This window comes from Geomobilimonas luticola, assembly GCF_018476905.1.
Lineage (GTDB): Bacteria > Desulfobacterota > Desulfuromonadia > Geobacterales > Geobacteraceae > Geomobilimonas > Geomobilimonas luticola.
Genome location: NZ_JAHCVK010000010.1, coordinates 1 through 14,851, shown reverse-complemented (window position 1 = coordinate 14,851; position 14,851 = coordinate 1). Strand labels below are relative to the sequence as shown.

15 protein-coding genes, 1 other RNA gene and 1 riboswitch are annotated in these 14,851 nt (G+C 53.5%); of the genes, 10 read left to right on the top strand and 6 right to left on the bottom strand.

What is annotated here, in order from left to right; genetic code table 11:
- Window positions 1-8 precede the first annotated feature (8 nt).
- Complete coding sequence (locus KI810_RS14945) at window positions 9-689, bottom strand: HAMP domain-containing protein (protein ID WP_214176370.1); 681 nt, start codon at window positions 687-689, stop codon at window positions 9-11.
- 313 nt (window positions 690-1,002) lie between these two features.
- On the opposite strand from KI810_RS14945, the gene KI810_RS14940 reads away from it, so the two are divergent.
- From KI810_RS14940 to KI810_RS14920, 5 genes are all read left to right on the top strand, one after another.
- Window positions 1,003-2,565, top strand: coding sequence for a bifunctional aminoglycoside phosphotransferase/ATP-binding protein (locus KI810_RS14940; RefSeq protein WP_214176369.1), 1,563 nt, complete (start codon window positions 1,003-1,005; stop codon window positions 2,563-2,565).
- Complete coding sequence (locus tag KI810_RS14935; protein ID WP_214176368.1) at window positions 2,566-2,823, top strand: hypothetical protein; 258 nt, start codon at window positions 2,566-2,568, stop codon at window positions 2,821-2,823.
- Window positions 2,823-6,059, top strand: a complete 3,237-nt coding sequence (locus tag KI810_RS14930; RefSeq protein ID WP_343213515.1) for a SpoIIE family protein phosphatase — start codon at window positions 2,823-2,825, stop codon at window positions 6,057-6,059. Before KI810_RS14935 ends, KI810_RS14930 begins: the two co-directional genes overlap by 1 nt.
- A gap of 124 nt (window positions 6,060-6,183) precedes the next feature.
- The gene (locus tag KI810_RS14925) at window positions 6,184-6,519 is read left to right on the top strand and encodes an STAS domain-containing protein (RefSeq protein WP_214176367.1); all 336 of its coding nucleotides are present in this window, start codon (window positions 6,184-6,186) and stop codon (window positions 6,517-6,519) included.
- A 14-nt stretch (window positions 6,520-6,533) separates the two neighbouring features.
- Window positions 6,534-6,959 carry an ATP-binding protein gene (locus KI810_RS14920; protein WP_214176366.1) on the top strand — a complete coding sequence of 142 codons (426 nt, stop codon included), beginning with the start codon at window positions 6,534-6,536 and terminating at the stop codon, window positions 6,957-6,959.
- A gap of 21 nt (window positions 6,960-6,980) precedes the next feature.
- Here the strand turns inward: KI810_RS14920 and lgt are convergent, their stop codons facing one another.
- Window positions 6,981-7,760: a prolipoprotein diacylglyceryl transferase gene (gene lgt / locus KI810_RS14915; RefSeq protein WP_214176365.1), complete on the bottom strand. Its 780-nt coding sequence runs from the start codon at window positions 7,758-7,760 to the stop codon at window positions 6,981-6,983.
- A gap of 154 nt (window positions 7,761-7,914) precedes the next feature.
- Window positions 7,915-8,079: riboswitch (M-box (ykoK) riboswitch) on the top strand.
- Window positions 8,080-8,139: 60 nt separating this feature from the next.
- On the opposite strand from lgt, the gene KI810_RS14910 reads away from it, so the two are divergent.
- From KI810_RS14910 to ssrS, 3 genes are all read left to right on the top strand, one after another.
- Complete coding sequence (locus KI810_RS14910) at window positions 8,140-9,405, top strand: magnesium transporter (RefSeq protein WP_214176364.1); 1,266 nt, start codon at window positions 8,140-8,142, stop codon at window positions 9,403-9,405.
- A gap of 27 nt (window positions 9,406-9,432) precedes the next feature.
- The gene (locus tag KI810_RS14905; RefSeq protein WP_214176363.1) at window positions 9,433-10,734 is read left to right on the top strand and encodes an Nramp family divalent metal transporter; all 1,302 of its coding nucleotides are present in this window, start codon (window positions 9,433-9,435) and stop codon (window positions 10,732-10,734) included.
- A gap of 152 nt (window positions 10,735-10,886) precedes the next feature.
- A non-coding RNA gene (gene ssrS, locus KI810_RS14900) (6S RNA) lies at window positions 10,887-11,067 on the top strand.
- Between the two features lie 254 nt (window positions 11,068-11,321).
- On the opposite strand, the gene KI810_RS14895 is transcribed toward ssrS, so the two are convergent.
- From KI810_RS14895 to KI810_RS17690, 4 genes are all read right to left on the bottom strand, one after another.
- Window positions 11,322-11,849, bottom strand: a complete 528-nt coding sequence (locus KI810_RS14895; RefSeq protein ID WP_214176362.1) for a DUF4124 domain-containing protein — start codon at window positions 11,847-11,849, stop codon at window positions 11,322-11,324.
- A gap of 53 nt (window positions 11,850-11,902) precedes the next feature.
- On the bottom strand, window positions 11,903-12,247 hold the full coding sequence (locus KI810_RS14890; RefSeq protein WP_214176361.1) for a histidine triad nucleotide-binding protein: 345 nt from the start codon (window positions 12,245-12,247) through the stop codon (window positions 11,903-11,905).
- 73 nt (window positions 12,248-12,320) lie between these two features.
- Window positions 12,321-13,085: a TlyA family RNA methyltransferase gene (locus KI810_RS14885; RefSeq protein ID WP_214176360.1), complete on the bottom strand. Its 765-nt coding sequence runs from the start codon at window positions 13,083-13,085 to the stop codon at window positions 12,321-12,323.
- A 339-nt stretch (window positions 13,086-13,424) separates the two neighbouring features.
- The gene (locus tag KI810_RS17690) at window positions 13,425-13,562 is read right to left on the bottom strand and encodes a DUF7713 domain-containing protein (protein WP_425513905.1); all 138 of its coding nucleotides are present in this window, start codon (window positions 13,560-13,562) and stop codon (window positions 13,425-13,427) included.
- 5 nt (window positions 13,563-13,567) lie between these two features.
- Here KI810_RS17690 and KI810_RS14880 point away from each other — a divergent pair, with 5 nt between their 5' ends.
- Together KI810_RS14880 and KI810_RS14875 are read left to right on the top strand one after the other, a co-directional pair.
- Window positions 13,568-14,104: a hypothetical protein gene (locus tag KI810_RS14880; protein WP_214176359.1), complete on the top strand. Its 537-nt coding sequence runs from the start codon at window positions 13,568-13,570 to the stop codon at window positions 14,102-14,104.
- A complete protein-coding gene (locus KI810_RS14875; protein WP_214176358.1) occupies window positions 14,101-14,745 on the top strand; it encodes a hypothetical protein in 645 nt (214 codons plus the stop codon). The genes KI810_RS14880 and KI810_RS14875 overlap by 4 nt, the downstream gene beginning before the upstream one ends.
- The last annotated feature ends 106 nt before the right edge of the window (window positions 14,746-14,851 follow it).

Genomic DNA, 14,851 nt, shown 5'->3' with positions numbered 1-14,851 from the left:
GGTCTCCTTCACAAGGGCCGGGAATCCCTCGTCTGATCCGACAGGAGGGGTTTGAGTACTAAAACAACTGCAGCACAAGCCACAACCAGGAGAATGGCGCTAAAGGCCATTAACCTTCCCCGCATGACCACCAGTCCCTTTTGCAACGGCTCCTCGAAGAGACCGATATCCAGTGTACCGAGAACTTTCTGTTCGGCGGGATGGACATGGCAGAGAGCGCTGGAGCAGTCCGGCTCATTGTAGATCGGCGCCGTTATGGCAAGAACATTTTTCCCCTGCGCATTCACATACCGTCTGGCCTGCTCCATGCGCCCCATCATGGTGGCGGCAATCGGTCCGGCATGACATCCTATGCAGCCAGCCGCCTTCTTGTCCACAAAGCGGTTGATCTCTTCGTGGTGGGAAGAAAACATGACCAACCCCTTTTTATTGAATATCTGCACATGCTCCACCCCTTCCTGCTCGCCGATATTGTCGATTATCTTGCCCAGGGTGACCCTGTCCGACGTGAGCATGGCATATCGGGTGGACTTTATGATAGTGTCAGCCAACCTGGTGGCATAGTGTATCGTCTCGTTTATCACATCGGTCTTGATGACCGAGTAGAAAAGAACCGTGCCGACAACAATAATTCCGGCAATGGTCAATGCCATCGTCCCGATGGTTCTTGCGGCGAAACTTTTAAACATAATAAATTCCTTTTGAAGCAATGAAATTATTACGTTTTTCTATGTCGCAATTTCCCCCCGGCAGTAGACTGCAAGGCAGTATCCTTATCAGTCATGCCAACCCGGATACGGGGGGCAAGAACAATCAGGCGGGATGCAATAGACAGGTTGAAGGGCACTTTCACCAGTGAAACAGGCTTGCTCGCAATACCTTAAAAAACTAGCATACTTCGCTACACCCGTCAAACAAATCAGGTGCAATTTAGTTGCTTCTTGCGCACGCAGTCTCTTGTGATACATTTTAACGTAAAATCATGAAGTTAAGGAAGTCCACATGGAACCATGGGTTATCAGTGCACTACTGAAGACCTCGGCGTATCCTGAACCGACACATACCGTTCAGCTACTCCAGACCCATGTTTCATTTCTCTTCATAACCGACACCCATGTCTACAAGGTAAAGAAACCGGTCGATTTCGGCTTTCTGGACTTTACCACCCTGGACCGCCGCCGCTTTTACTGTGACGAGGAGGTTCGTCTCAACCGCCGCCTCTGCCCGGACATCTACCTGGGAGTGGTGGAGGTTCGCGAGTCGGCGGAGGGAGCGACATTCGACGGTGAAGGGAAAATCATAGACTACGCGGTTAAAATGAAGCGACTCCCTGCGGAACGGATGCTGGACCGGCTCCTGAGAGAAGACAAGGTCGGTGCCGATGATATGCGCAGGATCGCTCTCACCATTGCCGCATTTCATCAAAACGCCGAAAGAGGTGAAGAGATTGACGCTTTCGGCAGCATCGAGGCGATAAGGCGCAACTGGGAGGAAAATTTCCATCAGGCAGAGGAATTCATCACTATTTCACTGGCTAAACAGGACCTGCTGGTGATAAGAGAATGGGTTAACAGGTTTCTCATCGAGAAGGGAGAGCTTTTTGCCGACAGGATCGCAGGAGGATTCATCAGGGACGGTGACGGCGATATCCATCCGGAAAACATCTGCCTGACCGACAAGGTCTGCATCTTCGACTGCATCGAATTCAACAGCCGCTTTCGTTACGGCGACACCGCGGCGGATATCGCCTTCCTCCTGATGGAACTGGACTTCCACGGGAGGCGCTCCCTCGCCGACATCTTTCTGGAGGCGTACACCGGCGCAACCGGAGACCAGGGCGCCATGCGGGTACTGGACTTCTACAAGGTATACCGCGCCTTCGTCAGAGGGAAGGTGGAGAGCTTCAGGCTTCTGGACCAGCAGATCACGACCGCAGCAAAACAGGAGGCACGGAAAAAGGCGATCCGCTATTTCCGGCTGGCCAGGGGATACATTCTCCGCCAGAAGCTGTCTCCAACCCTGTTCATCACCTGTGGCCTGATGGGAAGCGGGAAAAGCACCCTGGCCAGGGAGTTCGCCTTTGAACTGGGGGTGGAAACGGCCAGTTCGGATGCGGTCCGCAAGGAAATTGCCGCCATCCCACCCCAGGAACACCAGAAAGACGATTACGGCGCGGGGATATACAATCAGTCGTTCAACGAAGCGACCTATGCAGCATTGCTGACCAGAGGCGAAGAGTCCCTTCGGAACGGCCGGAGCGTCATCATCGACGCCACCTTCAGCAGAAAGAGCGACCGCTCGTCGTTCCGTGCACTTGCAGAACAGTACAAGGTCCCCTTCGTTATGCTCAGGACCGAATGCCCCGAAAGGACAATCCGGATGCGGCTCGACGCACGGGCTGGAAACGAAGGGGAAATTTCGGACGGGAGATGGGAACTGTTTCATCGGCAACGGGATGAATTCGAATCACCGGGGAAGGACGAAGGAATGCTCATCGTCGCTGACTGCACTCACCCCGTCATCGATGCAGTCGACGGGGTTCTCAAAGGTATGGGGTTACTCTGAATGTGGCACAAATTGAGACTATTGATACTGAAACGCCTGCGGCTCCGGGAATCATGGGTTATTTTCTTCATACTCGGGATAATCATGATGAACCATCCCTTTATTTCCATCTTCAACAAGCCGTATCAGGCATACCATATCCCCCTGCTCTTCATCTATCTGCAGATCGGCTGGCTGGTCTCCATATTTGTCATCTACCTCTACACCAAAGCTATTGAATTGCCTGAAGACGAGGACGACAGAGGGGAGCGCCATTGATCCTCAGCATTGAACTCGTCGTGGGAGCGGCACTCCTCTATGTGCTGTTGCTCGTCACGATTGCCTACTATGCAGACAGGCGGAAAATGCTGGGGAGGAGTATCATCTCCAACCCCTATATCTACGTCCTCTCCATCGCTGTCTATCTTACCACCTGGACCTATTACGGTAGCGTCGGACGGGCTGCCACCACCGGCCTCGATTTCAGCCTCATCTATCTGGGACCGACGCTCACCGCTTTTTCCTGGTGGTTTCTGTTGCGCAAAATCGTCAGGATCAGCAAAGAAAACAACATCACCTCAATAGCCGACTTCATCAGTTCCCGCTACGGAAAGTCGCAGTGGCTGGGCGCCCTGATCACCTTCATCGCCATCGTCGGCATCATGCCCTATATCGCCCTTCAGCTCAAGGCGGTGTCATCGACCTTCGACATAATCTGCGGTTATCCCTACATTCAGCTCCCCTTCATGCACGGCAACTACCCGTTCTCCATCCACACGAGTTTCTTTGCCGCCCTCTTTTTCAGCATCTTCGGCGTCATTTTCGGCGCCCGACGCCTGGTGTCGTCGGAACGGCACGAAGGCCTCGTAGCCGCCATTGCTGCCGAGTCCATACTGAAACTGGTGGCGTTCATCTGCGTCGGAATCTACGTCACCTACGGACTTTTTGACGGTTTTGGCGATATCTTTTCCCGGATGGCGGCCAAAGAAGAGATGCTCGGACACCTGGTAACTTTCGGGGATACGGGGGAGACATCCTACTCCAACTGGTTTTCCATGATCTGCCTCTCCATGGGAGCCATCATCCTCCTGCCCCGCCAGTTTCACATCATGGTTATCGAAAACTCCAGTGAAGAACATATCAAGAAGGCAATGTGGATGTTCCCCGCCTATATGTTCCTCATCAACATGTTCGTGATGCCCATAGCACTGGGGGGAATTCTCTATACCGGCGACATCCTTGGCGCCGACTACTTCGTTCTCACCCTGCCATTGAAAAGCGGCCACTCGTGGCTGGCACTCATGGCATTCCTCGGCGGCTTTTCGGCAGCTGCCGGCATGGTCATGGTCGAATCGGTGGCGATCTCCACCATGTTTCTCAACCATCTGCTGATGCCGATCGTGGTCAGGTTCAAGCCGAGAACCTGGTTTCCCATGATGCTCATAAACCTCAAACGCCTGGGGATCTTCCTTGTGGTCTTCCTTGGCTATATCTACCAGCAGATCGTCGGCGAGACCTACATGCTGGTCAACATAGGACTGATTTCCTTTGCCGCCGTCATACAGTTCGCACCGGCCCTTATCGGCGGACTCTACTGGCGGAGGGGAAACAAGGCGGGAGCCATAACCGGCATCTTTCTCGGCTTTCTTGTCTGGTTTTACACGCTGCTGCTCCCTTCGCTGGTAAAGTCCGGCTGGTGGCAGAGCAGCATTCTGGATGAGGGGCCTTTCGGCATCGGCATCCTCAAGCCGACCGAGCTGTTCGGCCTGAGCGGTTTCGACATCTGGACAAATGCCCTGTTCTGGAGCCTGCTGCTGAACATAGGCGGTTACCTGGCCTGCTCCATCATCCTGCCGCAGAATGATCGGGAGAAGGAGCAGGTCCGCAAGTTCGTCGATGTTTTCACCCTTCACCGTCAGGACGCCCCCTGGGAAGCCAAGCGCTTTTCCAAACCGGTCACCATCATCCAGTTCGTCAACCTGATGACCAAATTCATCGGTGAGCATCAGGCCCACACCGCCATCAGCGAATATCTGGGGGACCGGGAAATAGATGAAAAAGGGGGAGTGTCGGAATTCGAGCTCCCCAACCTCAAACGGTTCGTGGAAAAGACCCTTGCCGGTTCCGTGGGTGCCGCCGCCGCAGGAGCCATCGTGGAGAGCTACCTCTCAGACATAGGCTCCAGGATGGAATCGGTGTACGACATCTATAGCAAGGTCCGGGCAGACCTCAACGAGAGCAGCGAAAACCTCTTCGTCCGGCTGAGGGCATCTGAAATCATGAACCGCACCCTCGACCTGCAGATAATCATGGATGACCTGGTGGATCTGGTCCGGAAAGAGTTCAAGTTCGACCTGGTCATCATCCGGCTCATCAGCGACCATAATCTGCTGGTGGTCAAGAGTTACCGGGGAGAGCACATATCAGCTATCATCGACCGGAGTGCCTTGCCCGATATAAACACCTATCTCGGTGACGCCCTCCTGGGGAACCGGCCAAGCTTTCTCAACGATACCGAAAACAACGCCAAACCGGAATCCCGGGAACTGCTGGCTCGCGATGGGATCAAGTCCTTTGCCCATATCCCCATAGCCCGGGAGGGAGAAGCGCCTCTCGGGGTTCTTTCCGTATTCTCCCGTTCCATCGTGGGACAGTTCACGCCACCCTTTCTCAAGCTCCTCACCAGTCTCGCCGGGCAACTGGCCCAGGCCATCAGGATCGACGCGGAAATCCGGGCAAAGGACAAGGAACGGCTGGAAAAAGAACTGGCACAACTGGAAAACGCCCGGGTGCTTCGCGACATGGAGATTGCCAAGCAGATCCAGTTGTCGCTCCTCCCCGACAATCCTCCCGAAATTGCAGGCATGCAGTTTGCCTGCCGCTGTATCCCTGCCGCCCATGTGGGGGGTGACTACTACGACTTCTTCCCGAAAAACGCGTCAGTCGATATCGTCATTGCCGACGTTTCCGGCCATAGCGTAGGAGCAGCCCTCATCATGGCGGAGACCCGTACGGTCCTCCGTGCCGAGGTGCGGTCCAAGAACAGCCCCGGCGAAATCCTCACTGCCCTGAATGACCTGCTCCACGACGATCTGAGTCGTGCGGAACTTTTCATCACCATGTTTTATGTGACATTCGAAACCGCTACCCGTCGCCTTACCTATGCCAATGCGGGACATAACCAACCGCTTCTGTTTCGCCGGAACAGCCCCTCCTGCCTGGAACTGGATGCTGAAGGGCTCATCCTCGGCATCCGCAGGGTGGTTGACTTCGAGGAAAAGGAAGTCCAGCTTTCGCCGGGCGACATCCTCCTCATGTATACCGATGGTATTACCGAGGCCCAGAACGAGGCCGGAGAGCTGTATGGCATGGGGAGGCTGTGCGATCTTCTCGGTAAAATGGAGGGGGAAACCGCGGAAAAGATCCTGGAAGGGGTCTTGCGGGATGTTGCGCGGTACGCCAAAAGCACCACGCTGCAGGACGACATATCTATCGTCGTCGTCAAGGTGCTTTGATTCCGGCAAAATGGGCCAAACCTTCAAATAAAAGTCGAGAAAACCAGCTTTATGGGTTAGAATCAGATTTCAATGAGAAATTCAATCCGGGCATCTGAAGTCATGGGCCAACAGGGAGCACATCATGAATCTGAACATCGAAACGAGAAACGAAGTCATTGTCATCTACGTCAAGGAAGAACGGCTGGACGCCCACAATTCGGGAGACCTGAAGAGCGAAATGCAAAGGCTCTTTGAAGAGGGGAAGAAAAACATCCTCGTCGACCTGCACGATGTGCGGTTCATCGACAGTTCCGGTCTGGGCGCCCTGGTTTCCGGCTTCAAGAACGCCATTTCCCATCAAGGGAATCTCAAGCTCGCCACCTTGCAGACCCAGGTTAAATCCATGTTCGAGCTGACCAGACTGCACCGGGTATTCGAAATATTTCCTTCCACCGCGGAAGCGCTGGAAAATTTCTGACAAGCGAGGTCGCAATGGAGAAGCGGGCGATCGAGGTAGACATCAAGGTACCGAACCAGACGCGGTACCTGAGCCTTATCGGCAGGATTGGCGAGGACATCGCCAAGGAACTGGACAAGTTTGGCGGAGACAGGGAAACCCTTGCCTACCACATAAACCTCGTCCTTACCGAGGCGATGGTAAATGCCATCAAGTATGCAAATGCCGAAGACCCGGACAAAATGGTGCACATCATGATCACCATTGCTGACAGCGAGCTGACCATACGGGTCTACGACAATGGCCAGGGCTTCGACATCAACTCCATACCGCCACCCGATTTCGAAAAACTGGAAGACCGGGGACGTGGTGTCTTCATCATAAAGTCGATCATGGATTCTGTCCGGTACCGGAAGATTGACGGAGGGAATGTGCTGGAGATGTCGAAACGCCTGCAGTAAGCGTTCCTGACCAATCCGCTTTCACCCCCGACGGACCGTCCACCAGACCATCCCTCCCCCGGCAAGCAGCATGGGAAGGCTGAGCAGTTGTCCCATGGAAAGGCTCCCGACGATAAAGCCCAGCTGATAATCCGGTTCCCGGAAAAATTCCACCGTAAAACGAAACAGCCCGTACAACCCTATGAACGACCAGAAAACGGTCCCTGCGGGGGGCCTGAGACGACCGATTCCCCAGAGGCAAAGGTACATCACCGGCCCTTCGAGGAAGGCCTCGTACAATTGGGACGGATGCCGCGGCACTCCCCCGGCGCGGGGATCGGGAAAGATGACCCCCCACGGGACGGTTGTCACGCGTCCGTACAGTTCGCCGTTGATAAAGTTGCCGATGCGACCGAGCCCCAGCCCGATCGGGGCCGTCATGAAGCCGATATCGAGCATCTGCAGGAAATTGAGTTTCTTCTTCCATACAAACAATGCTCCACCCAGAATGGCTCCGAGCAGACCGCCATGAAATGACATTCCCCCTTCCCAGACGGCAAACACTTTCAAGGGATGGGCAAGATAGTCGGGTAAGTTGTAAAACAGCACGTATCCGGTTCTCCCCCCAACAATAATCCCCAGGGCCACCATGAATACGAGGTCAGAAACATCATCCTTCGTGAGAGGCACACCTCCGTGTTTCGCTTCGGCCCGTATGATGAAATAGGCCGACAGAAAACCGATGATATACATGAGTCCGTACCAGCGAAATGCCAGCGGACCGAGATGGAAAAATACCGGATCGATGTCTGGAAACTGCATGGATTCTCCCTGTACCATAAAAGTGTATGTAACCTAGCAGTAAAACAGTAGGGTGTCAATGACCGGTGCGTGCGGCTGCAAGTGCCCAAACTTTGAAACTTTTTAACCGAACAAAGGGTTGACAAATACTGACGTCGGGACTATACCAAAAGCACATGTTCCTCGTTAGGAAGAGGCGTTTGCACAAACAAAGGCTACTGCACGGAAACGTCGAAAGACGCCAACGGGTAGACCAGGTATTGTCGGCTTAAGGCTTTACCTAAGGTAGCTGGTGAAAACCTACGTTGTGCACTGCCGAAACTCAACCAGGGGGAAGCAGGCCTTCTATCGCGTATGGTCCTTCCTCCTGGAAGGACCTTTTTATTTTTCAGGAGTTATCATGAACGAGGTCGTAAGCGAACTCTATCTGAGCGCGGTTCTCGACAATACCGTCATCAGTGATCAGGGTCAGCAGATCGGCAAACTGTGGGACCTCGTCATGACCGCGGGTGAGGTTTTCCCCGAGGTATCCCATCTTCTCGTCAAATCACAGACATCAACCATGGCCATCCCCTGGAAAGAGATATCTCTCTTCAACCCCTTCGTAATCTCCATACAGGGCGAATCAGGCCCCCTTCCCTATGAGCCACGGGAAGGTGAAATCCTGGTAAGGCGCGACATTCTCGACAAACAGATCGTCGATATTAACGGTGCCAAGGTCGTCCGGGTCAATGACCTGAAACTGGGAAATCAGAAAAATTTCCTCTGCATCTTTGCCGTCGATATCGGCTTCAGGGGCTTGCTCCGCCGCCTGGGGTACGAAAAGCTGGGTGAGAAAATTGCGCGCGGCCTCAACAAGGAACTGTCCCATCAGGAAATCAGCTGGGAATATGTCCAGCCCCTTGAGCCGAATCTGTCCCGCCTGACACTTACCATGGCACAGGAACAGATGGCGGACATGCACCCCGCCGATATCGCGGGCATTATATCCCAGATATCTCCGAAGCAGATTCAGACGGTGCTGACGTCCCTCGACACGGAGACTGCTGGTGAGGCGATTCACGAACTTGACCCCGAACTGCGATCCCGGGTCATCACCCAACTGGACAGCGAACAGGCTTCGGACATTCTGGAAGAAATGGACCCGGACGAGGCAGCGGACGTGCTCGGCGACCTCCCCGAAGAAAAGGCGCAGGAACTTCTCGGTCTTATGGATGAAGAGGAAGCTGGAGACATCCAGGAACTGATGGAGCATGAGGACGACACCGCCGGGGGCCTCATGAACAGCGAATTTCTCACCATCGCACCCGATCTCGTGGTCGGCGATGCGCTGAGTCAAACCAAGCTCTTGGCCGCCGATGTCGAAACGGTCTATTATGCCTACGTCGTTGACAGCGATGAGAACCTGCTTGGCGTGGTGAGCCTCAAGGAATTGCTCATCACACCACCGGAAACCCCCGTGACCGAGATCATGACCATCAACCTGAAAACGGTGAAAGTCGATGCGGAGCCGGAGGAAATCCTGGAGCTCATCGCCAAGTACAACCTGATTGCCATCCCGGTCCTGGACGAGAGCGAAAAGATCGCGGGGATTGTCACCGTGGACGACATCCTGGAACTGTTTCTCCCCTACGCCCTGCGCCGTCGACGGTATCGTCACCACTGATCGCAAATTCAATCCTGGATACCTGCCATGTTTACCGGAATCAGCCTGTTTCGCCTGTTCAAACCGCTCCGTAAGGTCAATCCGAGGAATATTCTGCTCTTTCTGGCCATCCTCGGTCCGGGCATCATCACCGCCAACGTGGATAACGACGCCGGCGGGATAACCACCTATTCCCTGGCCGGAGCCCATTTCGGCTATACCCTCCTCTGGGTTATGGTGCCGACAACCATTGCCCTCGTGGTAATCCAGGAGATGTGCGCCCGAATGGGCGCAGTGACCGGCAAAGGACTGTCGGATCTCATACGTGAATCCTTCGGGGTCAAGGTGACGTTTTACGTAATGATTGCCCTGCTCATCACCAACATGGGAAACTCGGTCTCCGAATTCGCCGGCATAGCCGCCAGCCTGGAAATTTTCGGCATCAGCAAATATCTGTCGGTGCCGGTCAGCGCGGTCCTTGTATGGCTGCTGGTAGTAAAGGGCTCCTACAAATTCGTTGAAAAGGTATTCCTCGTCGCCTGCATGGTCTACATCGCCTATCCCATCGCCGCCTTCATGGCCGGTCCGAAGTGGAACACCATCCTCACTGCGACGCTCGTGCCGACATTCAAATCCGACAGCGCCTACCTGATGACCATGATCGGTCTGGTGGGTACGACCATTGCTCCCTGGATGCAGTTTTACCAGCAGTCGGCCGTGGTAGAGAAGGGCATAACCATTGACCAGTACGGCTTCTCCCGGCTGGATGTCATAATCGGCTGCGTCATGGCAATCGTGGTGGCATTCTTCATCGTGGTCGCCTGTGCCTCGACCATCCACGTACAAGGGCTCAAGATCGAAACCGCCGCCGATGCAGCAGTCGCCTTGAAACCGCTTGTGGGCAGACATGCTTCCACACTCTTCGCCTTCGGGCTTTTTAACGCCTCGCTGTTTGCCGCCTGCATTCTGCCCCTTTCAACCGCTTACTACATATGCGAAGGGCTTGGCTGGGAATCGGGCATCGACAAGAATTTTCGCCAGGCGCCCCAGTTCTTCTGGCTTTTCACCATTATCATCATCCTCAGCGCCCTTACCATTCTCATCCCCAACGCTCCCCTGATCATGATCATGTTCATTTCCCAGGTGGTCAACGGCGCGGTTCTCCCTTTTGTCCTGATCTTCATGCTCAAGCTCGTCAATGACCGCAGCCTCATGGGAACCTATACCAATGGCCCCGTATTCAACGGCATCTCCTGGCTTACCGTCGTCATCATGATCGTGCTGACCGTAATGATGACCGTCGATCTCCTCTTCCCGGGAAGCGTCGGGACACTGCTCGGAGTGCCGTAAGAAATCGGTTCAAAACGGGGTGAGCGAGTCGGGTAAGACGGGCCCACGGAAGTCCGTCGTACCCACCCGTAGCATGGCAAAAAAAATTTGCCGGCATCATTGACATTATCTAATGCGGTGCTAGACTTCACTGTACCACATGGTCTTTGAAAATTGCTCTGGAGTGCAGGTAAGAGTTTGTTGGGGTACCTGACTATTTACGAACATACTAGCGCCGGATTCTGACGCAGTGTGCACGCCTTCTCGCCTGAAGGAAGCCTGAAGCGTCATGCCGGACAATGATGCAACAAAGGTCAGTAACTCTCGCGGCCATACGGCAGATCTGGAGCAATACCCTATATTGGTGTCGTCGGACGTCTCGCAACTGCGTCAACCGGGTTTCGGGGAGCGTATACCCCGAACATGATATGTATCAATCATCACAAATACTATCCTGATGAGTTAGGCTTTGACAGGATATGATACGTATCAGCCACGGAACATGCACAAAGCAACCCCGGCGGCACCAATTACCTACAAAAAAGCCCGGAACGTGTTTCGTTCCGGGCTTTTGATTTTTGCTGAACGGCAATACTCTGATTGAGGCCCTACTCCCTCGCCCCAGCCGGCACTCCCGCCTTGTTGGCAGTTTCTTCGAGAGCGCTGAGCTTCGTTTTAAGTTCCTGTACCCGCAATTCCACATTCTTTAAGGATGCCTGGATCGACAGATATTCGGTTCGGGACATCTTGCTCGTATCGGCCAGCCTTCCCCGCAATTGCTCTGCCTGGTCCTCTGCTGCCCTCAGGTCCGACTTGAGCCGGCCGAAATCCTTGCGCCAGACATTCTCATCCTTGCCGCCGAAAAGAATCGCCTTTTTGTCTCCAGCCGTTGTCCGGTCCTTGGCACTCTCCGCTCCCGTTGCGTCCGGTTTCCCCTTGGACTCGTCTATTTCGGTTATTTCCGGCCCTGTGGGGACATCGGCATCGAGAATGACTACCTTTTTCCGGTATTCGGGGGGTACTTTCCCAAGGTCTTCGGTAAAACTGACCGTTCCCTTCTTGTCCACCCACTTGTAAGTGACGGCATGGGCGGGTACCGCAGAAATAATCACGAGCATTGCTAACAGTCGTTTCATGTAATCTCCTCTCCGGATATTCGTGGCATGGTGGCGACACGCCGTTTAAAGAGCTACCCCGGCGGCCAGCCAAGATTGCGACCGGCAAGCAGGTGGAAATGGATATGAAAAACGGACTGGCCGGCTCCGGCGTTGTTGTTATTGACAATACGGAACCCTTGTTCGGCAATGCCCCGCTCCCGGGCGATCCGCGCTGCAACCTGGAAGACATGCCCGATAAGGGCATTGTCCCCAGTATCGAGATCAAGGGCATTGACCACATGCTTGTGGGGAATAATAAGGAGATGATGGGGTGCCACCGGTGCGATATCCTCGATGACCACAACCTGTTCGTCCTCGAACACCTTCCGGGCAGGTATCTCCCCCCGCGATATCTTGCAGAACAGACAATTATCCATCAAAGTTCCTCGCCTCATCAAATGGTTGAAGCTTATGCCATTTCCCCCTCTTGTTCAAGCAAAGAGTTCAGGATTAGGCATTATCACGTAAGGATGTGCCGGCTTTTCGGAGATACATGAGAAATTCACGGTTCCCCTTCGGGCCCAGGATCGGTGATTCCGTCACGCCTCGCACTTCCAATGAAAGGCTTTCCGCCAGGGTCTGGACACCGGAAATGACGTGCCGATGTTTGGCCGGATCACGCACGACCCCCCCCTTTCCCACCTCGCCGCGCCCGACCTCGAATTGCGGTTTGATGAGTGCAACAAGCTCCCCCTCCTCCTTGAGCAGGCCAATGGTTGCAGGCAGCACCTTGTCGAGGGAGATGAAAGAGGCATCGATCACGGCGAAGTCGGGCAGTTCCGCCAGTTTGTCCATCGTAAGGTAGCGGATGTTGGTCTTCTCCATGTTAACCACCCGGTGGTCCTGCCGCAACTTCCACGCAAGCTGGCCGTATCCCACATCCACGGCATAAACCTTTGCAGCACCCCGCTGGAGCAGGCAGTCGGTAAACCCTCCCGTGGAAGCGCCGACGTCGATGACGACCAGACCGGCAACGTCAATGCCGAACTCGTCGAGCGCCTTCTGCAGTTTCAAGCCCCCCCTGCTGACGTACGGAAGAACGTCACCCTTGAGTCGAATATCCGCATCCACCGCCACCTGTTGTCCCGCCTTGTCCACCACATGGTCATTCACCACCACCTGTCCGGCCATGATGAAGCCGCGGGCACGCTCCCGCGACGGTGCCAGGCCCCGGTCAAGCAACAGTTTATCGAGACGCTCCTTAACTCTGGTCATGAACGGCACTACCCTTTGCAAGACAAGACCTCAGCACAAAGCCGACGTACACACGGTTTCAATGCTTGAACCGCGTCTGTCCGGCATCTTACCCCTAACCTATCCACGAATCAAGGAGCAAATTGCCTTCAAACCACACCGGTATGGGGGGGTGATATAAAAGTAGCTAGGAATTGAAATAATGAGATTTACAGTGCTTTACATTTGCTTGTCGATGATGGGAAAATTGGGGCAATTTCAAAAAGATTTTGATGGCGGCGGCGCGGCGATTTTGATTCATTTTTTGCGGCCGCCGAGGAGGTGGGTTTGACCTGGTGAGGGGCGATTTATGCCCCTCATTTATTTGCTGTCGCAAGAGTCAATAATCTGAATGGAGATATCAGATCCTTCATACGAACACAGCATATTTATCAAGGTGTCATAATCGATAGCCTTACCGTCAATGACGAGACCACGGTTGCTTAATCTACGGGAAATGTCGTGTGTCCGGTCAAGTTGCTTATGTTGAATCAGCTGGGGATAAAAATCAGTTTTTGCATCTGATAGTTATACTTTCCGGCCATCCTGTTGCCGGTTTCGATGAAGTATATCTGGACGGTAAATTGATTGGTGAATTTGGCAGCAAAGCATATTACGAGCTGTTCACCGGTAATCAGCCTTTGGTTTGCCAATCGCTCATCGATGCATCAGCAGGCCGCTGGACAGCAAACCACAAACTCCTTGGCTGTGCATATATCTATCTCAAGCTGGAATATGACGAGAGCCTCTTCACTTCCGGGATCCCCACTGTACAGGTTGTTACTCGAGGGAAAAACGATATTTATGACACTAGGTCTGGAATTTTTGGTTGGTCAGATAATCCTGCCCTCTGCGCTCGTGACTATATGGTATTGCCCGAAGCACTTGGAGGAATGGGTTGTGAGGAAGGTGATGCCACCCGGGCGGAGCGCCTTACATGGTACGAAAGCAACTCCCCCGTTTATGCTGACCTGTATAAAAGGATTTGGGGGATGGCATGAATCAATTGATTCTCGACCCTGGGACTTTCCGGCGTTTGGATATTTTGACCAGGACTGAAGCGGGTATGCCGTTGCACGTCTTTTCCTGGCAAAAGGGGATACAGTGTTGGGGTAGGGCAGAACAACAGAAGGTTCTTGTCCTGAATGTTCCTACTCCCGACGGGTATTGTTCTGAAATGATGTATCTGATTGACATAGCCAACAGGATAGACATGGATCAGTTTGTTAAGAAGTCCTCTCATCCTTGGCTTGACAACGGGGAAATCCCGCTGGAAAAGGTCTATGAGTGGCTTGTATGGCACGAAATCGCTCATGTGAAATTTGGAGACATGAACGCTTGGGAACATTTTAAGAAGAAAGGATTTCAGTTGGCTTGGAGAGAACATCTTAAATGGTGTACCGAGCTCAGAGCAGATAGATACGCCTGGGGCAAAATTGCACCAGGTAAAGAAATGCCTTCCTTCAGTAAAACCAGGGAGAGCAGGGAAGCGGTGAAGAAATTCGATGCAACACTCAAAAAGTACAGGAACGATTTTGAATTGCTCCGGCGAGATCGAATAACGCCCATATCAACCAACCCGAACGAATATGTTCCTTGGTTTCACAGTGAAGGACTCCCATTTGTACAGACAGTGAATTGAGGAGATGGGGAAAAGTGGCAAATTCGTATGGCTCTAGACCATCAGAAATCATCTGATAGGCTAGAAGCATGTTTGAAAACAGTAAGTTATCACGATTTAAAGTTGC